The organism is Neorhizobium galegae (genome assembly GCF_017877055.1).
In the GTDB taxonomy this organism is placed as follows: Bacteria; Pseudomonadota; Alphaproteobacteria; order Rhizobiales; family Rhizobiaceae; genus Neorhizobium; species Neorhizobium galegae_D.
In genome coordinates, this window is the sequence record NZ_JAGIPG010000006.1 from 168,201 (window position 1) to 187,040 (window position 18,840).

Annotated in this window: 22 protein-coding genes; 9 read left to right on the forward strand and 13 right to left on the reverse strand. The window is 61.9% G+C overall.

What is annotated here, in order from left to right; all coding sequences use genetic code 11:
• Positions 1-28 precede the first annotated feature (28 nt).
• A complete protein-coding gene (locus J2857_RS28995; RefSeq protein WP_210013528.1) occupies positions 29-199 on the forward strand; it encodes a hypothetical protein in 171 nt (56 codons plus the stop codon).
• Here the strand turns inward: J2857_RS28995 and ahcY are convergent, their stop codons facing one another.
• From ahcY to chvI, 6 genes are all read right to left on the reverse strand, one after another.
• On the reverse strand, positions 200-1,600 hold the full coding sequence (gene ahcY / locus J2857_RS29000) for an adenosylhomocysteinase (protein WP_210013529.1): 1,401 nt from the start codon (positions 1,598-1,600) through the stop codon (positions 200-202).
• A 177-nt stretch (positions 1,601-1,777) separates the two neighbouring features.
• Positions 1,778-2,056, reverse strand: a complete 279-nt coding sequence (locus tag J2857_RS29005; protein ID WP_210013530.1) for an HPr family phosphocarrier protein — start codon at positions 2,054-2,056, stop codon at positions 1,778-1,780.
• Between the two features lie 13 nt (positions 2,057-2,069).
• Positions 2,070-2,471: a PTS sugar transporter subunit IIA gene (locus J2857_RS29010; protein ID WP_037086324.1), complete on the reverse strand. Its 402-nt coding sequence runs from the start codon at positions 2,469-2,471 to the stop codon at positions 2,070-2,072.
• Positions 2,472-2,597: 126 nt separating this feature from the next.
• A complete protein-coding gene (locus tag J2857_RS29015; RefSeq protein WP_210013531.1) occupies positions 2,598-3,062 on the reverse strand; it encodes an HPr kinase/phosphorylase in 465 nt (154 codons plus the stop codon).
• Positions 3,059-4,813: a sensor histidine kinase gene (locus J2857_RS29020; protein ID WP_245363999.1), complete on the reverse strand. Its 1,755-nt coding sequence runs from the start codon at positions 4,811-4,813 to the stop codon at positions 3,059-3,061. The genes J2857_RS29015 and J2857_RS29020 overlap by 4 nt, the downstream gene beginning before the upstream one ends.
• A 104-nt stretch (positions 4,814-4,917) precedes the next feature.
• Positions 4,918-5,646, reverse strand: coding sequence for a two-component system response regulator ChvI (chvI, locus tag J2857_RS29025; protein ID WP_210013567.1), 729 nt, complete (start codon positions 5,644-5,646; stop codon positions 4,918-4,920).
• Positions 5,647-5,974: 328 nt separating this feature from the next.
• Between chvI and J2857_RS29030 the strand changes: the two genes are divergently transcribed.
• From J2857_RS29030 to J2857_RS29040, 3 genes are all read left to right on the forward strand, one after another.
• Positions 5,975-7,588: a phosphoenolpyruvate carboxykinase gene (locus J2857_RS29030; protein ID WP_210013533.1), complete on the forward strand. Its 1,614-nt coding sequence runs from the start codon at positions 5,975-5,977 to the stop codon at positions 7,586-7,588.
• Between the two features lie 286 nt (positions 7,589-7,874).
• The gene (arfB, locus tag J2857_RS29035; RefSeq protein WP_210013534.1) at positions 7,875-8,309 is read left to right on the forward strand and encodes an alternative ribosome rescue aminoacyl-tRNA hydrolase ArfB; all 435 of its coding nucleotides are present in this window, start codon (positions 7,875-7,877) and stop codon (positions 8,307-8,309) included.
• A gap of 27 nt (positions 8,310-8,336) precedes the next feature.
• Complete coding sequence (locus tag J2857_RS29040) at positions 8,337-8,948, forward strand: alpha-ketoglutarate-dependent dioxygenase AlkB (protein ID WP_210013535.1); 612 nt, start codon at positions 8,337-8,339, stop codon at positions 8,946-8,948.
• A 31-nt stretch (positions 8,949-8,979) separates the two neighbouring features.
• Here J2857_RS29040 and coaA read toward each other — a convergent pair whose 3' ends face one another.
• From coaA to hisB, 7 genes are read right to left on the reverse strand one after another with little or no spacing between them, the layout of a single operon-like run.
• The gene (gene coaA / locus J2857_RS29045) at positions 8,980-9,975 is read right to left on the reverse strand and encodes a type I pantothenate kinase (RefSeq protein WP_210013536.1); all 996 of its coding nucleotides are present in this window, start codon (positions 9,973-9,975) and stop codon (positions 8,980-8,982) included.
• Positions 9,972-10,295 (reverse strand): phosphoribosyl-ATP diphosphatase, encoded by a 324-nt coding sequence (locus J2857_RS29050; protein ID WP_007751647.1) that lies wholly within the window; start codon positions 10,293-10,295, stop codon positions 9,972-9,974. The genes coaA and J2857_RS29050 overlap by 4 nt, the downstream gene beginning before the upstream one ends.
• A gap of 18 nt (positions 10,296-10,313) precedes the next feature.
• Positions 10,314-11,090 (reverse strand): imidazole glycerol phosphate synthase subunit HisF, encoded by a 777-nt coding sequence (hisF, locus tag J2857_RS29055; RefSeq protein WP_210013537.1) that lies wholly within the window; start codon positions 11,088-11,090, stop codon positions 10,314-10,316.
• Positions 11,087-11,830 carry a 1-(5-phosphoribosyl)-5-[(5-phosphoribosylamino)methylideneamino]imidazole-4-carboxamide isomerase gene (gene hisA, locus J2857_RS29060; RefSeq protein ID WP_210013538.1) on the reverse strand — a complete coding sequence of 248 codons (744 nt, stop codon included), beginning with the start codon at positions 11,828-11,830 and terminating at the stop codon, positions 11,087-11,089. Before hisA ends, hisF begins: the two co-directional genes overlap by 4 nt.
• A 31-nt stretch (positions 11,831-11,861) precedes the next feature.
• Positions 11,862-12,512, reverse strand: coding sequence for an imidazole glycerol phosphate synthase subunit HisH (hisH, locus tag J2857_RS29065; protein ID WP_210013539.1), 651 nt, complete (start codon positions 12,510-12,512; stop codon positions 11,862-11,864).
• On the reverse strand, positions 12,512-13,003 hold the full coding sequence (locus J2857_RS29070) for a DUF2628 domain-containing protein (RefSeq protein ID WP_210013540.1): 492 nt from the start codon (positions 13,001-13,003) through the stop codon (positions 12,512-12,514). The genes hisH and J2857_RS29070 overlap by 1 nt, the downstream gene beginning before the upstream one ends.
• A gap of 19 nt (positions 13,004-13,022) precedes the next feature.
• Positions 13,023-13,631 (reverse strand): imidazoleglycerol-phosphate dehydratase HisB, encoded by a 609-nt coding sequence (gene hisB / locus J2857_RS29075; protein WP_210013541.1) that lies wholly within the window; start codon positions 13,629-13,631, stop codon positions 13,023-13,025.
• Between the two features lie 201 nt (positions 13,632-13,832).
• On the opposite strand from hisB, the gene hslV reads away from it, so the two are divergent.
• The 5 genes from hslV (at position 13,833) to J2857_RS29100 (ending at position 18,786) form a co-directional block, all read left to right on the forward strand.
• A complete protein-coding gene (gene hslV, locus J2857_RS29080) occupies positions 13,833-14,360 on the forward strand; it encodes an ATP-dependent protease subunit HslV (protein ID WP_210013542.1) in 528 nt (175 codons plus the stop codon).
• Positions 14,353-14,865, forward strand: coding sequence for a GNAT family N-acetyltransferase (locus tag J2857_RS29085; protein ID WP_210013543.1), 513 nt, complete (start codon positions 14,353-14,355; stop codon positions 14,863-14,865). The genes hslV and J2857_RS29085 overlap by 8 nt, the downstream gene beginning before the upstream one ends.
• 1 nt (position 14,866) lies before the next feature.
• Positions 14,867-16,174: an ATP-dependent protease ATPase subunit HslU gene (gene hslU / locus J2857_RS29090; protein ID WP_210013544.1), complete on the forward strand. Its 1,308-nt coding sequence runs from the start codon at positions 14,867-14,869 to the stop codon at positions 16,172-16,174.
• A gap of 213 nt (positions 16,175-16,387) precedes the next feature.
• Positions 16,388-17,323 carry a DUF1402 family protein gene (locus J2857_RS29095; RefSeq protein ID WP_210013545.1) on the forward strand — a complete coding sequence of 312 codons (936 nt, stop codon included), beginning with the start codon at positions 16,388-16,390 and terminating at the stop codon, positions 17,321-17,323.
• 44 nt (positions 17,324-17,367) lie between these two features.
• A complete protein-coding gene (locus tag J2857_RS29100) occupies positions 17,368-18,786 on the forward strand; it encodes a cytochrome P450 (RefSeq protein ID WP_210013546.1) in 1,419 nt (472 codons plus the stop codon).
• Positions 18,787-18,840 lie beyond the last annotated feature (54 nt).

An 18,840-nucleotide genomic window follows, 5' to 3' on the forward strand; every position in this document is an offset into this window, starting at 1 on the left:
CTCCCAATCAGATGGTGGGAGCGCGACGATGTCCGAAAACCGCTGGCGGCTTTCGGCATCACGCTCCATGGAAGGCGCGAATCAAGTTCTAAAACAATACTTGCTTAGGGAATCGCCGGGAAGGGCGGCGCCTAAAAAAGAAGCCGCAGCCTTTGTCAAGGCTGCGGCTACCATATCTTGTGGATTAACCGGCTATTGATCAGTACCGGTAGTGTTCGGCCTTGAACGGACCCGTCTGCGGGACGCCGATATAGGCGGCCTGCTCGTCGGAGAGTTCCGTCAGCTTCACGCCGAGCTTGGCGAGATGCAGGCGGGCGACCTTTTCGTCGAGGTGCTTCGGCAGGATGTAGACGTCGTTCTTGTACTCGCCCTGCTTGGTGAAGAGCTCGATCTGGGCCAGCGTCTGGTTGGTGAACGAAGCCGACATCACGAAGGACGGATGGCCGGTGGCGTTGCCGAGGTTGAGCAGGCGGCCTTCCGAGAGAAGGATGATGCGGTTGCCCTTGGGGAACTCGATCATGTCGACCTGCGGCTTGACGTTGGTCCACTTGAGGTTCTTGAGCGCCGCGACCTGGATCTCGTTGTCGAAGTGGCCGATATTGCCGACGATCGCCATGTCCTTCATCGCACGCATGTGGTCGATGCGGATGACGTCCTTGTTGCCGGTCGTGGTGATGAAGATGTCGGCGCTGTCGACGACGTCTTCGAGGACGACGACTTCAAAGCCGTCCATGGCAGCCTGCAGGGCGCAGATCGGGTCGACTTCGGTGACCTTGACGCGGGCGCCGGCACCGGCAAGCGAAGCGGCCGAACCCTTGCCGACGTCACCGTAACCACAGACGACGGCAACCTTGCCGGCCATCATCACGTCGGTGCCGCGGCGGATGCCGTCGACCAGCGATTCCTTGCAGCCGTACTTGTTGTCGAATTTCGACTTGGTGACCGAGTCGTTGACGTTGATCGCCGGGAAGGGCAGCAGGCCCTTCTTGGAGAGTTCGTAAAGGCGATGCACGCCCGTCGTGGTTTCTTCGGTAACGCCCTTGATCGCGTCGCGCTGCTTGGTGAACCAGCCAGGCGAAGCCTTGAGGCGCTTCTTGATCTGCGCGATGAGGATTTCTTCTTCTTCCGACGTCGGGTTCGAAAGAACGTCCTCGCCGGCTTCGGCACGGGCGCCGAGCAGGATGTACATGGTGGCGTCGCCGCCGTCATCCAGGATCATGTTGGAGAGGCCACCATCGGCCCACTGGAAGATCTTGTCGGTATAGTCCCAGTACTCGGTCAGCGATTCGCCCTTGACGGCGAAGACCGGGATGCCGGCGGCGGCAATTGCCGCGGCAGCATGGTCCTGGGTCGAGAAGATGTTGCAGGACGCCCAGCGGATTTCCGCGCCGAGTTCCCGAAGGGTCTCGATCAGAACGGCCGTCTGGATGGTCATGTGGAGCGAACCCGAGATACGGGCGCCCTTCAGCGGCTTCGTCGTGCCGAATTCTTCGCGGCACGACATCAGGCCCGGCATTTCGGTTTCTGCGATGTCGAGCTCCTTGCGGCCGTAGGCGGCAAGATTGATATCCGCGACGACATAATCCTTCTCAGTGCTCATAAAGCTCTCCATGTTCGGTGGTGCCCTCTCCAGCGGAGGTACCGCCGGAGGTGGCAAGACCCGCTTTGGGCAAGCGGAAACTGGCCAGCGGTTTAGCAGGCTTCCTGCAAGCTGGCAACGGGGATATAAAGAAGTCTTTATATGTTTATGTCAGTGCAAGGCTAAGTCGCGGACGCGTCAGGCTTCTTCGCCGAACTTGTTGGCGACGAGCTCTTCCAGTGCGGTCAATGCTTCCTCGGCCTGACGGCCTTCGGCTGAGACTTCGATCGTGCAGCCGGTGCTGGCGGCAAGCATCATCAGGCCCATGATCGAGGTACCGCCGACGGTCGTTCCGTCCTTGGAAACGGTAATCCGCGCATCGAAGCTTTCCACCATCTGCACGAACTTGGCCGAGGCGCGCGCATGCAGTCCACGCTTGTTGACGATCAGGAATTCACGGGGAGAGGGAGATGACATCCGGTCTGGGTTCTCATTTGCCGCTGAGGACGCGGCTTGCGACATTGATGTATTTGCGACCGGCTTCGGAGGCTTCGGCGAGTGCCTTGTCCATGTTGTTGTCGCTGCGCACGCCGGCAAGCTTGATCAGCATCGGCAGGTTCATGCCGGCAATGACCTCGATCCGGCCGCTTTCCATGACGGAAATGGAAAGGTTGGAAGGCGTGCCGCCGAACATGTCCGTCAAAATGATGACGCCATGGCCTTCATCGGCATTGGTGACGGCATCGACGATATCCTGCCGCCGCTGATCCATGTCGTCCTCGGGACCGATCGATACGGTTTCGATGAATTTCTGAGGCCCGACGACATGCTCCACCGCATGACGAAATTCCTCAGCCAGCTTGCCATGGGTGACAAGCACTAGTCCGATCATGAAAACTGCCCCCTGCTATGGAAACTCGGCGCCAATATCGCATTGCAATAAGGCGGTCCAGCGGTGGGATGCCATCTTCTCCAAGTAGACTTGAAGTTCAAGTCAAAAAATCAGGCTTCGGGATGATCAAAACGGCATCTCGCCGTGAAAATCAGGCGCGATTGCCGCCAGAATGCCCAAAGGGTCCGGTGCGCCGCGCCATATCCGCACAAGTGGAAGGTCGCCGAGACCGGGGATCGGGAAGCGTTCGTTTTCCGGCGGAAGCCTTTCATCTTCGGGCAGGGAGATGATTTCGACCGCAAGGTCCAGCGCCGCGGCGGAGAGGCTTTCAACACGGGCGATGCCGCTTCCGCGCAGTTCGATGAGGCCGGCGATCGGTTCCGGCCGGCTGGCGAGCAGATGATCGCCGTGGCGTGAGACGAGCACCCGATCGTCGGCCACCAGGGCCGCGAAAGCGCCCTGGCGCCGGGCAGCAGTGATGCAGGTGAAGGCAAGCATGGATTTGCCGCTGCCGGACGGCCCGGTGAAGAGGAGGCCCCTGGTGCCGATGACGATCGCGGTCGCATGGATATTGACCGGCGTCGGGCTCATTGGTCCTCGCCGCCCGGCAGCGACAGCGTGAAGCGCGCCCCGGTCATGGCACCCGTCTTGGCGTCGTGCACGTTCTCCGCCTTCAGCGAGCCGCCATGGGCCTCGGCGATCTGCCGGCTGATCGACAGGCCGAGCCCGGAATTCTGGCCGAAACTTTCGCCGTCCGGCCGGTCCGTATAGAAGCGTTCGAAGATGCGGTCGATATCCTCTGCCTGGATGCCGGGACCGTTGTCCTCCACCGTCACGATCACGCGGTCCCTGGCGTGGGACAACCGGATGGTGATGCGGCCGCCCTTCTCGGGCACGAAGGATCGGGCGTTCTCGATGAGGTTGGTGATGATCTGGCCGAGACGAAGATCATGGCCGTTGACCAGGAAGGCCGAGCGGTTGCCGGCCTTGTTGTCCACCGTGAGACTGATTTCCACCGGCTTGCGGCCGCTGCGGATCTGCCGGGAAATATCCACCAGATTGCCGAGCAGGTTTTCCATGTCGACCGGCGTCGAATCCTCCCGGGCGAGCTCGGCATCCAGCCGCGAGGCATCGGAAATGTCGCTGATCAGGCGGTCGAGACGGCGCACGTCGTGGAAGATGATTTCCGTCAGCCGCTGTTTCGACTCCTCGGACTTTGCCAGCGGCAGGGTCTCGACGGCGCTGCGAAGCGAGGTCAGCGGGTTCTTGAGTTCGTGGCTGACATCCGCCGCGAAACTCTCGATCGCATCGATGCGGTCGTACAGCGCGTTGGTCATTTCGCGAAGCGCGATCGAAAGATTGCCGATTTCGTCCTGGCGATAGGAGAAGTCCGGAATTTCCTCGCGCTGCTTGGCGCCGCGCCGCACGCGGATTGCCGCCGCCGCCAGTCGCCGCAGCGGATTGGCGATGGTCGAGGAGAGCAGCAGCGAGAGCAGGATATTGACCAGTGTCGCGACGCCGAAGACGCGCATGATCGCCAGCCGCTCCGCATGCACGATCTTGTCGATGTCGCCGGCCTGGGTCGACAGGAGAAGCACGCCGAGCACGGCGCGAAAACGCTGGACCGGCACGGCGACGGAAACGATCAGCTCGCCGCGGTCGGTAACCCGCACGAGCGCGCCCCGCACGCCGGTCAGCGCATTCATCACCTCCGGATAGATCGAACCATCGCCGCCTGGCGCCTCCCTGTAGACCGGCAGGTTGCCCGGCTGCAGCAGGCGGTTGATGAGGCCCGCAAACCAATCGCTCCAGGTCTGTGATTCGTTTTCCACCGGCGGCAGGTCGAAACGCAGCACCTGCCCGCGCGAATAGAGATGGCGTGAATCGAGCAGCAGGTTGGCGTCGGCATCGAAAATCCGGGCGCGGGTGCGGGTCGGCGAAATCAGCCGCCTGAGGACCGGGGCGATGCGCTCGGGATCGATCGGGAAATCGAGGTCCTCGTCGTTCGGCACCGGCGTGATGCTCTGTCCGGCCTGCAGTTCGAGGAGTTTCTGGGGGTCGATAGTGATCGAGTTGGTATCGACCGAGGCCGAAGCGGAAATTGCGCCGGCGATGATCTCGCCCTGCGTCAGCAGGCTCTCGACGCGTGCGTCGATCAGCCCCTCGCGGAACTGGTTGAGGTAGAGAATGCCGGCGACCAGCACGACCGTCGCGGCGATATTGAAGAACAGGATGCGGCGGGTAAGGCTCGAAAAGACCGCGTGGCCGAACACCCGCCGAATGAGCGTGAAGGGGCGCGACCAGAACCGCCGCGGCGCGCGGCGTGTCCCGGCCTTCTCCATTCGGGCAATATCGTTGTCGAATGTTTGATCTGCCACCGCAGTCCTTCCACCGGGCCAGCTTAGCGCTGGTCCGGCCGTGGCCTCAAGTTAACCTTTCGCAAGGATCAAGCCGCCTCGCGGAATCGATAACCCACGCCATAAAGCGTTTCGATCATATCGAAGTCGTTGTCGACCATCTTGAACTTCTTGCGCAGCCGCTTGATATGGCTGTCGATGGTGCGGTCGTCCACATAGACCTGCTCGTCATAGGCGGCATCCATCAGCGCATCGCGGCTTTTGACGACGCCGGGCCGCTGGGCCAGGGAATGCAGGATCAGGAATTCGGTCACCGTCAGCGTCACCGGCTCGCCCTTCCAGGTGCAGGTGTGGCGCTCCTGGTCCATGGCAAGCTGGCCGCGTTCGAGCGTGCGGGCCGCCTGCTGATCGGTAGCCGTCTTGGCCCCGACACCGCCGGCGGCTTGTGCCTCGCGGCTGCCGGCGCGTCGCAGGATCGCCTTGACGCGCTCCACCAGAAGACGCTGCGAGAACGGCTTGGTGATGAAGTCGTCGGCGCCCATCTTCAGCCCGAACAGCTCGTCGATCTCTTCATCCTTGGAGGTGAGGAAGATCACCGGCAGGTCGGACTTCTGCCGCAGGCGGCGCAGGAGTTCCATGCCGTCCATGCGCGGCATCTTGATATCGAAGATCGCCAGCTGCGGAGGGCGGGCGATCAGCCCGTCGAGCGCGGAAGCGCCATCCGTATAGGTTTCGACCTTGTATCCTTCCGCCTCGAGTGCAATCGACACCGACGTCAGGATATTGCGATCGTCGTCTACGAGCGCGATTGTCTGCATGCTCTCCATCTCCGTCATCATCTATGCGCATCTCCTGGAATTCACCCCAGCCAGGCGGCATAAGCCGACGCGCTTCTTGGGTATAAAGGTGGAACAAATTGTGGCAAAGATAAAGAGGCCGCTGACGATCGTGCGTTTTGGCAATGAAGTTTAAGATAGGGCGGATGCGGATTGAAACAGTTATTAAACCGATTTAAAGAGGAATAAAATTTTTTAAATCGATTAAATAATTGATATTATTAAAGAATTTTAGAGCCGCCTCTTGCCCTTTTGGAAATCTGTCATTAATTTTGCGGCAGTTCCCACGGCAAGCTGAAGGAGTGCGTGCATGGAGGAGTTTGGACTTCACAACCCGTCAAAGGGTTTGGCGGCGATCGGTCTCGGCGGTGTATCGCGTGTTTATTACAATTCGTCCGAGGTCGAGCTTTACGAAGAAGCCATCCGTCGCGGTGAAGCCGATCTGACCATCGATGGGGCTCTTCGCGCCGTCACCGGCCAGCATACCGGCCGCTCTCCGAAGGACAAGTTCATCGTCCGTGACGCCGGCACCGAGAAGCGTGTCTGGTGGGGCGCCGATAACAAGCCCATGAAGCCCGAACATTTCGAAGTCCTGAAGAAGGACATGCTCGCCCATGCGGCCGGCAAGACGCTGTTCGTCCAGGATCTGGTCGGCGGTGCCGATGCCGAATATGCGCTTCCGACCCGCGTCGTCAGCGAATTCGCCTGGCATGCCCTCTTCATCCGCAATCTGCTGATCCGTCCGGATCGTTCGACACTCGAAAGTTTCGAAGAAAAGCTGACGATCATCAACCTGCCGAGCTTCAAGGCGGATCCCGCCCGTCACGGATGCCGCACGGAAACCGTGATCGCTTGCGATTTCACCAACGGCCTCATCCTGGTCGGCGGCACGTCCTATGCCGGCGAGAACAAGAAGTCGGTTTTCTCGGTGCTCAACTACTTCCTGCCGGAAGAAGGCGTCATGCCGATGCACTGCTCGGCGAATGTCGGCCCGGACGGCGATACGGCACTGTTCTTCGGCCTGTCCGGCACTGGCAAGACGACGTTGTCGGCCGATCCGAAGCGCACGCTGATCGGTGACGACGAGCATGGCTGGGGCAAAAACGGCGTCTTCAATTTCGAGGGCGGCTGCTATGCCAAGGCCATCAATCTTTCGGCCGAAGCGGAACCCGAAATCTATGCCGCTACCCGCCGTTTCGGCACGGTGATCGAAAACGTCGTGCTCGACCAGAACCGGGTTCCGGACTTCAACGACGATTCGCTGACCGAGAACACCCGTAGCGCCTATCCGCTGCATTTCATTCCGAATGCATCGAAGACCGGCATGGCGCCGCAGCCGAAGTCGATCATCATGCTGACTGCCGATGCCTTCGGCGTCATGCCGCCGATCGCCAAGCTGACGCCGGAACAGGCGATGTACCACTTCCTCTCCGGCTACACCGCCAAGGTCGCCGGTACGGAAAAAGGCGTGACCGAGCCGGAAGCGACCTTCTCGACCTGCTTCGGCGGCCCGTTCATGCCGCGCCATCCGGCCGAATACGGCAACCTGCTCAAGGAACTGATCGCCCGCCACGGTGTCGATTGCTGGCTCGTCAACACCGGCTGGACCGGCGGCGCTTACGGCGTCGGCCGCCGCATGCCGATCAAGGCGACCCGTGCTCTCCTGAGCGCCGCCCTCGACGGCAGCCTCAAGAACGTCGAGTTCCGCACCGATCCGAACTTCGGTTTCGCGGTGCCCGTCGCTGTAGAGGGCGTCGACAATGCGATCCTCGATCCGCGCTCGACCTGGGCGGACGGCGCAGCCTTCGACGCCTATGCCAAAAAGCTCGTCTCGATGTTCATCCAGAACTTCGGGCAGTACGAAGACCATGTCGACAGCAAGGTGAGAAGCGCCGCTCCGGGCATCCTCGCCGCCGCCGAATAATCCGTTCCAAGGATTCACGTGAAACCGCCGGCCCAGGGATAACACCCTTGGGCCGGCGGTTTTCTGTGTTGGCCTGGGCCCTGTCGCCTTCGTCATCCCGGGCTCGTCCCGAGGATCCAAGCCACCGCAACAATCAAGCCGAAGCAGATGCCCGGACAGGCCCGAGCATGACGGTTGGAAGTTTTCGAACACCTCCTGCCTGTCTGAATGGTGTGCTTCGCCGCTGGCGGTTTTCTTTTTCCGGGCTTTGTGGGAAACATGCGGCCACACAAGGCATTCGGAGACCATGGCCAGCAATCCCCTCGTCATCAACAACCGCATCACCATCGCCGGATGGGAGCTGACGGAGCAGTTCGTGCTGGCGGGCGGGCCGGGTGGCCAGAACGTCAACAAGGTCTCGACGGCCGTCCAGCTTTTCTACGACATCGTCAACACCCCGTCCCTGCCGGAACGGGTGAAGGAAAACGCCATCAGGCTCGGCGGAAAACGGGTGTCCAAGGATGGTGTGCTGATGATAGAGGCGAACCGGTTCCGCAGCCAGGAACGCAATCGGGAAGACGCACGGGAGCGGCTGAAGGAGCTGATCCTCAAGGCCGCCGAACCGCCGCCGCCGCCGCGCAAGAAGACCAAACCCACCAAGGGTTCGGTGGAACGCCGGCTGAAGGAGAAATCCGGCCGTTCGGACGTCAAGAAAATGCGCGGCCGGCCAAGCGGCGACTAGGAACGGGAACTGGGCGCGGAGATCGATTTGGCGACGCTTGCAAACGGTATCAGGCACTTTCCGGACTATCTGGATCGACCGGCTCAGGAGCATCTGGTCGACCTCATTCGCGGCGTCGTGGCCGAGGCGCCGCTCTACACACCGGAAATGCCTGGCACCGGAAAACCGATGTCGGTGCGCATGACCAATTGCGGCCCACTCGGCTGGGTAACGGACAAGGACCATGGGTATCGCTACCAGCCTTTTCACCCGGTCACGAAAAGGCCCTGGCCTGCGATGCCGCGGGAACTGTTCGATCTCTGGGAAAAGCTGGGCAACTATCCCAAGGCGCCGGAAGCCTGCCTCATCAACTTCTATTCCGACGACGCCAAGATGGGCCTGCATCAGGACAAGGACGAGAACGACCTTGCCGCCCCCGTCCTGTCCGTATCGCTGGGTAACAGCTGCCTGTTCCGGGTCGGCGGTGTGAACCGTAAGGACCCGACCGGCTCCTTCCGGCTGGCGAGCGGCGATGTCGTTGTGCTGGGCGGGGAGGGACGTCTGGCATTCCACGGCGTCGATCGCATTTATCCGGGCACGTCGACGCTGCTGAAGAACGGCGGACGCATCAACCTGACGCTTCGCCGCGTGAACAGCTGACGATTTAATTCAATAGCCGGCGATCGATCGTCTACAATTTGCGCAGTTCGACCGTTTCCACCAGGTGATTGCGGCCCTTGCGCAGGATCAGGTCCGCCCGCGGCCGGGTCGGCACGATGTTCTGCCGCAGGTTCTTGAGGTTGATATTTTCCCACAGCCCCTCGGCGACGGCGCGGGCCGCATCCGCATCGATCGCGGCATATTTCTTGAAGAAGGAAGTCGGGTCACGGAAGGCAGTCTGGCGCAGCTTCATGAAGCGCTGGACGTACCAGTTGTGGATCTGCTCTTCATCGGCATCGATATAGATCGAGAAGTCGAAGAAGTCGGAAACGATCGGCACGATCTTGCCGTCGGCCGGCAGCGCCCGTGACTGGAGGACGTTGATGCCCTCGAAGATCAGGATGTCCGGCCGGTCGACCAGCGTATATTCGTCCGGCAGGACGTCATAGGTGAGATGCGAATAACGCGGCGCCTTGACGTTCGGCTCGCCGGCCTTGATCGCCGACAGGAACCTCAGGATGGTGCCGATGTCGTAGCTTTCCGGAAAACCCTTGCGCTCCATCAGGTTTTCGCGGCTCAGCACCGCATTGGGGTAGAGAAAGCCGTCGGTGGTGATGAGATCCACTTTCGGGCTCGACGGCCAGCGGGCGAGCAGTTCCTTCAGGATACGTGCGGTGGTCGATTTGCCGACAGCCACAGACCCGGCAATGCCGATGATGAAGGGTGTCTTGGTGATGTCGGAAAGGCTCAGGAAGCGGTTGCGCTGCTGGAAGAGGCGTTGCGTCGCCTCCACATGCGTCGACAGAAGGCGCGACAGCGACAGATAGATGCGCCGGACTTCGTCGAGATCGATCGGGTCGTCCAGCGAGCGCAGCCTCTGCACCTCGTCGGCGGTGAGCGTCAGCGGTGTGTCCGCCCGGAATTTTGCCCATTCCTCCGCGGTGAAGCGGTGATAGGGCGAGTAATATTCCGTGTTCGGGCCGGTTTCGGGGTCAGGCGTCTCGGCGGGCTGGGAAACGATGTTCATGATGTCGGCCGGCTTGCCTTTTCTTGAAGGCCGGACTGACCGGTCCTCCGCTGGAGTTCGTCGAGCACATCCTGCAACGGCACCGCTGCGATATTCAAGACGACTAAAAGATGATAGAGGAGATCGGCGCTCTCGGCGGTCAGATTCTTGCGGTCCTGCTGAATGGCAGCGATGACCGTTTCGACCGCCTCTTCGCCGAGCTTCTTTGCGGCCTTCTCCTGGCCGGCGGCGAAAAGCTTTGCCGTCCAGGATTCCTCCGGTGAAGCCTTGGCCCGCTCGGCGACGATCCGCTCAAGGTCGATCAGGGAAAATTCACTCATAACATTCTTCCCGATGGCTCAATCGAGCCGCATGGCAATCCCATGATCTGCCATATAATGCTTCGCCTGGCCGACCGTATAGGTCCCGAAGTGGAAAATCGACGCGGCGAGAACCGCGGTCGCATGGCCCTGTTTGATGCCGGCGACCATGTCGTCCAGATTTCCGACGCCGCCCGACGCGATGACCGGGGCGCGGACGCTGTCGGCAATCATGCGCGTCAGCTCCAGATCGTAGCCGCTCTTGGTGCCGTCCCGGTCCATGGAGGTGACGAGCAGTTCGCCGGCGCCCCGCTCGACCATGCCGATTGCAAATTCCAGCGCGTTGATGCCGGTCGGGTTGCGGCCGCCATGGGTGAATATCTCCCAGCGGTCCGCCTCGCCGGCGCCTGACACCTTCTTGGCGTCGATCGATACGACGATGCACTGGTTGCCGAACTTGTCGGCGGCCTCCGCCACGAAATCCGGATTGGCGACCGCCGCCGAGTTGATCGCGACCTTGTCGGCACCGGCCAGCAGCAGCTTGCGGATGTCCGCCACGGCACGCACGCCGCCGCCGACGGTGAGCGGCATGAAGCAGTGTTCGGCCGTGCGGGCGACGACGTCGAAGATCGTATCGCGATTGTCGGAGGAGGCGGTGATGTCGAGGAAGCAGAGCTCGTCGGCACCGGCGGCGTCATAGGCCTTGGCCGCTTCGACCGGATCGCCGGCATCGATGAGGTCGACGAAATTGACGCCCTTGACGACGCGGCCGTCCTTCACGTCCAGGCAGGGGATGACACGGGCTTTGAGGGTCATGCGGCACGTCCTTGTCTGGAGCGGATCAGGTCCAGCGCTTGCCTGGGATCGATGCGGCCGTCATAAAGCGCGCGGCCGGAAATCGCGCCTTCGAGGCGAGCCGCATCCGGCTCCAGCATGCGACTGATATCGTCGATCGAGGCAAGCCCGCCGGACGCTATGACCGGGATGGAGACGGCATTGGCGAGTTCCAGCGTCGACGCCCAGTTGATGCCGGCGAGAATACCGTCGCGGTCGATGTCGGTATAGATGATCGCCGAAACGCCGGCGCCCTCGAATTTCTTCGCCAGTTCGATGACGCCGAGCTCGGACGCTTCCGCCCAGCCTTCGACGGCGACCTTGCCGCCCTTGGCGTCGATGCCGACGGCGACCTTGCCGGGAAACTGCCTGCAGGCCTCGATGACCAGAGCCGGATCGCGCACCGCGACCGTGCCCAGGATGACGCGGGCAAGCCCGCGCGCCAGCCAGTTTTCGATATGGTCGAGAGTGCGGATGCCGCCGCCGAGCTGCACCGGGTTCTTCGTGGCCTTCAGGATCGCATCGACGGCGGCGCCGTTGACGCTTTCACCCGCGAAGGCACCGTTGAGGTCAACCACGTGCAGCCACTCGAAGCCCTGGTCCTCGAAAGCCTTGGCCTGGGCCGCCGGGTCGGGATTGTAGACGGTGGCCTGGTCCATGTCGCCGAGCTTGAGGCGCACGCACTGACCGTCCTTCAGGTCGATTGCAGGAAAGAGGATCATGTCTTTCTGGTCCTTGATGGTCCGCGCGAGCTCAGGGCTTCCAGCGCAGGAAATTGGAGATGAGGGCGAGTCCCAATGTCTGGCTTTTCTCGGGGTGAAACTGAGAGCCCGCCACGTTGTCGCGGCCGACGAACGCCGTCATCGACCCGCCGTATTCGGTAGTCGCGATCACGTCGCTGCGGTGCTTTGCGGCCAGATGGTAGGAATGCACGAAATAGGCGTGCAGGCCGTCCGGCCCGGTCGGAATGCCGTCCAACAGCGGATGCGGGTGATGAATATCGAGCGTGTTCCAGCCGATCTGCGGGATTTTGAGATGGGGATCGCTTGGGCTCATCTCGACGACGTCGCCTTCGATCCAGCCGAATCCCGGCGTGATGGTCTTTTCAAGCCCGCGCGACGACATCAGCTGCATGCCGACGCAGATGCCGAGGAAGGGACGGCCCTTGTGCTCGACCACATCGAGGATCGCCTGGCGCATGCCCGGCACGGCATCGAGACCGGCGCGGCAATCCGCATAGGCGCCGACGCCTGGCAGCACGATACGGTCGGCGGTGGCGACCGCTTCCGCCTTGTCGGTGAGGTCGATCACGGCGTTGATGCCGGCTTCCCGGGCGGCTCGTTCAAAGGCCTTGGTCGCGGAACGCAGGTTGCCGGACCCGTAGTCGATGATTGCGACGCGCATCAGCGTCCTCCATGTTCGAAAAGGCCCATGTTAGGGGCCTGCCATCCGGCGGCGGGCGGCTTTGCCTGCTTTGCCCACTCGGCCGAGACCGGCATCGGTTGTTGTTCCGGCTGCGGCAGGCCGGAGAAATAGATCTCCTCGGCCGTGTGCAGATCGGGAGCGGAGATCACCGTTTCCAGTGTCCAGCCGCGACGGATCAGCGCTTCGGAGCGATAATGTCGGCCCTCGAGCGCGATGAGCAGGCTGATGGCGACGCCGAACAGCAGCCCGGCGGTCCACAAGCCCGGAATCTGTATGAGGATGCCGCTGCCGATCTCGGCGAGCAGAATGACGATGCCGGCGATCCACAGCCCATGCCAGAACAGCCAGATCCACGGAAACAACAGCGCAAGCCAGGAAAACCCGTCCCGCAGGACGAGAGTCGACTGGTGATCCCTGTCGGATCCGCTTCGCGGGTCGGTGGGCGGTGTCAGAACGAGGTAGCTTCTCAAGGATCGTCTCCTCAAGCAGTCAGACCAGCATTCCCTTCGTGGAGGGAACGCGATTGGCCTGCCGCGGGTCGATTTCAATGGCGGCGCGAAGTGTCCGCGCCACGGCTTTGAAGCAGGTCTCGGCGATATGATGGTTATTGGCGCCGTAATGGTTCAGCACATGCAGCGTGATGCCGGCGTTCTGGGCAAGCGCCTGGAAAAATTCCCGCACCAGTTCCGTATCGAACGTGCCGATCTTCGGGGCGCTGAACGCGACGTTCCAGACCAGGAACGGCCGGCCGGACACGTCGATGGCCGCCTTGGTCATCGTTTCGTCCATGGCAAGATCGAGCGAGGCATAGCGGGTGATGCCGCGGCGGTCGCCGAGCGCCTTGGAGATCGCCTGGCCGATCGCGATGCCGGTATCCTCCACCGTATGGTGGTCGTCGATATGCAGGTCGCCCTGAACCTCGATATCCATGTCGATCAGCGAATGTCGCGAGAGCTGGTCCAGCATATGGTCGAAGAAGCCGACGCCCGTCGAAATCTTGGCCGCGCCCGTGCCGTCGAGATTGACGGAAACGGAAACGGAGGTTTCGTTGGTTTTGCGGACGATGTTGCCCACGCGTGCGGTTGTGGTCTCACCCATCTGGGTCTGCTCCATGCGGTCGATCTGCGCTCCTTATCAGGCAGGACGGCAAATATCCAGCAAAAGCAGGCCAGCACGGCAGGGTGTCGCCGCGGCATCGCGTCATGAGATTGCATTCGCCCTCGACCGACTTACATAAATGCTCAACGGGGCCGAAATGCCCATAAACGAAAGCCCGGAAGACGGGCCAACAGGTGCCTTATGACAACGATTATTACTGTACGGAAAGGCGGCAAGGTCATCATGGCAGGCGACGGCCAGGTGAGCCTCGGCCAGACCGTGATGAAGGGCAACGCCCGCAAGGTGCGCCGCATCGGCAAGGGCGAAGTGATCGCCGGTTTCGCCGGCGCGACCGCCGACGCGTTCACGCTGCTCGACCGGCTTGAAAAGAAGCTGGAACAATATCCGGGCCAGCTGATGCGCGCCGCCGTCGAACTCGCCAAGGACTGGCGCACGGACAAATACCTGCGCAATCTCGAAGCGATGATGCTGGTCGCCGACAAGTCGACGACGCTGGCGATCACCGGCAATGGCGACGTGCTTGAACCGGAGCACGGAGCGATCGCGATCGGCTCCGGCGGCAACTATGCCTATGCCGCTGCCCGCGCGATGATGGATACGGACAAGTCGGCCGAGGAGATCGCCCGCAAAGCACTCGATATCGCTGCCGATATCTGCGTCTACACCAACCACAACCTGGTCATCGAATCGCTGGACGCCGATGGCTGACGGCGCGCCCCGCTACTCGTTTCGTGACGTCGCGGCAGAGGATTTTCCTCTTCTGGCGACGTGGCTCGCCGAGCCGCATATCGCGAAATGGTGGGGCGGGATCGATGAGGAACTGGCCAGCATCGAACAGTCGATGATGAGCATCGAAACCCGACCGATGATCGCGGAACTGGACGGCAGGCCGATCGCCTATCTCCAGTATTACGATCCGCATCTCGAAGAGGATCATCCTTATCGGGATCAGCCGAAGGGCACGCTTGGCATCGATATCTCGATCGGCGATCCTGAGCTGGTCGGCATCGGCCATGGCAGCGCGATCATCCGCCAGCTGGTCGCTGAACTTTTCGAAAACGGCGCGAAAAGGATCGTCATCGATCCGGATCCGGACAACACGCAGGCGATCCGGGCCTACGAAAAGGCCGGCTTTCGTTACGTTGATACCAGGACATCCATATACGGTCCGGCCCATTTCATGGCGCTGGACGCACCAGAAGAACGGATTTGACATGAGTAACTTTTCACCCCGGGAAATCGTCTCCGAGCTGGATCGGCACATCATCGGCCAGCACGACGCCAAGCGCGCGGTGGCGATTGCGCTCCGCAATCGCTGGCGCCGCCACCAGCTCGACGAGAGCCTGCGCGACGAAGTGATGCCGAAGAACATCCTGATGATCGGCCCGACCGGCGTCGGCAAGACGGAAATCTCCCGGCGCCTGGCGAAACTCGCCGGCGCGCCCTTCATCAAGGTCGAAGCGACCAAGTTCACCGAAGTCGGTTATGTCGGCCGCGACGTCGAGCAGATCATCCGCGATCTCGTCGAGATCGGCATCGGCCTCGTGCGCGACAAGATGCGTGCAGACGTGCAGGCCAAGGCCCACATGAGCGCCGAGGAACGCGTGCTCGATGCGCTGGTCGGTGCGACCGCATCGCCCGCCACCCGCGAAAGCTTCCGCAAGAAACTCCGCAACGGCGAAATGGATGACAAGGAAATCGACATCGAGGTTGCCGACAGCGGCTCTGGCATGCCCGGCTTCGAGATCCCCGGCATGCCGGGTGCCAATATCGGCGTGCTGAACCTGTCGGAAATGTTCGGCAAGGCGATGGGCGGCCGCACCAAGAAGGTCCGCACCACCGTCAAGAAATCCTATGGCGAGCTGATCCGCGACGAATCCGACAAGCTGATCGACAACGAAGTCATCCAGCGCGAGGCCGTCCGCTCGGTCGAAAACGACGGCATCGTCTTCCTCGACGAGATCGACAAGATCGCCGCCCGTGATGGTGGGCTCGGCGCCGGCGTTTCCCGCGAAGGCGTGCAGCGCGACCTGCTGCCGCTCGTCGAAGGCACGACCGTCTCGACCAAATACGGGCCGGTGAAGACCGATCACATCCTGTTCATCGCCTCGGGCGCCTTCCACGTCTCCAAGCCGTCGGATTTGCTGCCGGAACTCCAGGGCCGCCTGCCGATCCGCGTCGAGCTGAGGCCGCTCACCAAGGAGGATTTCCGGCGCATCCTGACGGAGACGGAAGCAAGCCTCATCCGCCAGTACAAGGCGCTGATGGAGACGGAAGAGCTGACGCTCGACTTTACCGAGGACGCGATCGACGCGCTGGCGGATGTCGCCGTGCACCTCAACTCTTCGGTCGAGAATATCGGTGCCCGCCGGCTGCAGACCGTGATGGAACGGGTGCTCGACGAGATCTCGTTCAACGCCCCGGATCAGGGCGGCACGACCGTGATGATCGACGCGGAATACGTCAAGAAACATGTCGGCGATCTCGCCGCCGACACGGATCTGTCGCGCTACATTCTCTGAGCGGGCAATCGTGGCAGCCGGGCAACGTCCGGCTGCTCATTTGCGGGCACTGACGGGATTTTGAACGCCCGCGTCTCGACACGGTCCTTGCGCCTCGCGTAAGGGAAGCGCGTTTTCATGGAAATGTCCGGCGCTTGAGTGAGTCGGTCTGGAATGGCTTTAAGCATCCGGTGCCGGAGATCGGCATAGTCGAAGTCCTGGGACACGCAAAACTTGAAACGCATCCTTCTGGCATTGATCCTCGTCGTCGCAACGTCCGCGGCCTCTTCCGCGTTCGCAGGCGGCCTCACGATGGTTCCCGAGGGAAACCGTCACGCGGAACAGCCGAAGATCCCCGGCGCTTCCGTGCGCCGCACCCGGGCGGGCCGCACGACCTTCGACGATAAATACGAGAAGATCCGGGACTTGCTTGCGTCCGACAGGAAGCTGGTCGCCAAGATCAGGTCGACGGCCGCCGATTACGGTATCGATCCGATCCACATGATCGGCGCGATCGTCGGCGAGCATACCTATAATGTCGACGCCTATGACCGGCTGCAGACCTATTACGTCAAGGCTGCCGCCTATGCCGGCAACAGTTTCCGTTTCGGCTACGGCGACGAAACCATCCAGCAGTTTCTCGACCGGCCGGAATTCAGCAGATGCGGCGATTCCGCCGATTCCTACAAGCTCTGGACCTGCCGGGAAGGTGTCTGGGAAAAGAGTTTTCGCGGCCGTTCGGTCGGCGGCACGTCGTTTCCGGACAACCGCTTCAGCGCGGTCTTCTTCCAGCCCTTCTATGCCGGCCAGACTTTTGGCCTCGGCCAGGTCAATCCGCTGACGGCGCTGATGCTGTCGGACATGGTGGCCAGAACCTCCGGTTATCCGAAGCTCGACGAGAACAAGGCCGCCGCGGTCTATGACGCGATCATGGACCCGGACAAGTCGCTCGCCTATATGGCCGCCAATATCCGCCGCTCGATCGACGACTACAAAACGATCGCCGGCATGGATATTTCCCGCAATCCCGGCATTACCGCGACGCTCTACAATACCGGTGGTTCGGCGCAGCGCGCCGCAGCGCTTGCCGCCCGTGGCGGCCTGCCGGAGGAAAATTATTACGGCTGGCTGGTCAACGACAAGCTCGCCGAGTTGAAATCCCTCCTCTGACGGCTGATATTCCCTCCATAGGAAACCCCTGAGGAGGGCTGTCCATGGACATCCGCCCCGAACCCTTCGTTCCGCCGGCGCCTCCGCTTCGAGATCGGCTGCTGAACCCGATCGAGGTCATCTGGACTGCGCTGCGCAATCCGCTGGAGCTCTGGGGCAAGGTTTCCTACACGCTGCCCTGGTTCGAGACGAAGTTCTTCAAGGAACGGACGCTGATCGTCAATCATCCGGGTCTTATCCGGCATGTCCTGGTGGATAACGTCGGCAATTACGAGATGTCGGAGATCCGCCAGCTCGTCCTTCGCCCAATCCTCCGGGACGGCTTGCTGACGGCGGAAGGCGAAGTCTGGAAACGCTGCCGCAAGGCGATGGCGCCGGTTTTCACGCCAAGGCATTCCCGCGGTTTTGCCGGCCAGATGCTGAGCCAGACCGAGGAGTTCTCAAAGAAATATGCCGGGGCCGGGGCCGAAGGCTCGGTTCGCGATATTTCCGTCGACATGACGGAACTGACCTATGCCATCCTCGCCGAAACCTTGTTTTCCGGCGAGATTGCCGGGAACAAGGAGACCGTTGCCGACGATGTCGACCAGCTCCTGCATCGCATGGGCCGGATCGACCCGATGGACATGCTGCGCGCCCCGCCCTGGGTGCCGCGCGTCACCCGCATCGGCGGCAGGCGGATCCTCGACAAGTTCCGTCGCGTGGTTGCCGAAACCATGGTCATGCGGCAGGAGCGGATGCGCAAACATCCGGGCGATGTGCCGCAGGACTTCCTGACGCTGTTGCTTCAGCTGGCCGGTCCCGACGGGCTGACCATGGGCGAGATCGAGGACAATATACTCACCTTCATCGGCGCGGGGCACGAGACGACGGCCCGGGCGCTGGCCTGGACGCTCTATTGCGTCGCGGAGTCGCCGCCGGTGCGGCAGAACATGGAAGAAGAGATCGACCGCGTTCTGGCAACCGGCGCCGATCCGGTCGAATGGCTGGAGCTGATGCCCTGGGTGCGGGCGTCGTTCGAGGAAGCATTGCGGCTCTATCCGCCGGCACCGTCGATCAACCGCGAAGCGATCAGCGACGACAGCTGGACGAGCCCGGAAGGCAAGACGGTCAGGATCGACGCCGGCGTGACCGTGCTGGTCATGCCCTGGACGCTGCACCGACACGAACTTTATTGGGAAAAGCCACGCGCCTTCATGCCCGAGCGTTTTCTGCCCGAAAACCGCGGCAAGCTGAACCGCTTCCAGTATCTGCCTTTCGGCGCCGGCCCGCGCACCTGCATCGGCGCCACCTTCGCCCTGCAGGAAGCGGTGATCGCGCTTGCCGTGCTGATGAACCGCTATCGTTTCGACGTTACGCCGGAGACCAAGGTCTGGCCGGTCCAGAAGCTGACCACCCAGCCGCGCGAGGGTCTGCTGATGCGGGTCACTCCGCGACATGGGAGGTCTCCGCTGGCGAATTGACCTTGGCCCGCCATACGCTATTGATCGCTATAGATCCCATGGACCGATCTTCAG

Coding starts and splice junctions, on each gene's coding strand:
- J2857_RS29100 (WP_210013546.1), top strand. CDS start 17,368: ATGGACATCCGCCCCGAACCCTTCGTTCCGCCGGCGCCTCCGCTTCGA.
- J2857_RS29010 (WP_037086324.1), bottom strand. CDS start 2,471: ATGATCGGACTAGTGCTTGTCACCCATGGCAAGCTGGCTGAGGAATTT.
- J2857_RS29030 (WP_210013533.1), top strand. CDS start 5,975: ATGGAGGAGTTTGGACTTCACAACCCGTCAAAGGGTTTGGCGGCGATC.
- hisA (WP_210013538.1), bottom strand. CDS start 11,830: ATGATCCTCTTTCCTGCAATCGACCTGAAGGACGGTCAGTGCGTGCGC.
- hisF (WP_210013537.1), bottom strand. CDS start 11,090: ATGACCCTCAAAGCCCGTGTCATCCCCTGCCTGGACGTGAAGGACGGC.
- coaA (WP_210013536.1), bottom strand. CDS start 9,975: ATGAACATCGTTTCCCAGCCCGCCGAGACGCCTGACCCCGAAACCGGC.
- arfB (WP_210013534.1), top strand. CDS start 7,875: ATGGCCAGCAATCCCCTCGTCATCAACAACCGCATCACCATCGCCGGA.
- J2857_RS29050 (WP_007751647.1), bottom strand. CDS start 10,295: ATGAGTGAATTTTCCCTGATCGACCTTGAGCGGATCGTCGCCGAGCGG.
- hisB (WP_210013541.1), bottom strand. CDS start 13,631: ATGGGTGAGACCACAACCGCACGCGTGGGCAACATCGTCCGCAAAACC.
- hslV (WP_210013542.1), top strand. CDS start 13,833: ATGACAACGATTATTACTGTACGGAAAGGCGGCAAGGTCATCATGGCA.
- hslU (WP_210013544.1), top strand. CDS start 14,867: ATGAGTAACTTTTCACCCCGGGAAATCGTCTCCGAGCTGGATCGGCAC.
- hisH (WP_210013539.1), bottom strand. CDS start 12,512: ATGCGCGTCGCAATCATCGACTACGGGTCCGGCAACCTGCGTTCCGCG.
- J2857_RS28995 (WP_210013528.1), top strand. CDS start 29: ATGTCCGAAAACCGCTGGCGGCTTTCGGCATCACGCTCCATGGAAGGC.
- chvI (WP_210013567.1), bottom strand. CDS start 5,646: ATGCAGACAATCGCGCTCGTAGACGACGATCGCAATATCCTGACGTCG.
- ahcY (WP_210013529.1), bottom strand. CDS start 1,600: ATGAGCACTGAGAAGGATTATGTCGTCGCGGATATCAATCTTGCCGCC.
- J2857_RS29015 (WP_210013531.1), bottom strand. CDS start 3,062: ATGAGCCCGACGCCGGTCAATATCCATGCGACCGCGATCGTCATCGGC.
- J2857_RS29005 (WP_210013530.1), bottom strand. CDS start 2,056: ATGTCATCTCCCTCTCCCCGTGAATTCCTGATCGTCAACAAGCGTGGA.
- J2857_RS29085 (WP_210013543.1), top strand. CDS start 14,353: ATGGCTGACGGCGCGCCCCGCTACTCGTTTCGTGACGTCGCGGCAGAG.
- J2857_RS29020 (WP_245363999.1), bottom strand. CDS start 4,813: ATGGAGAAGGCCGGGACACGCCGCGCGCCGCGGCGGTTCTGGTCGCGC.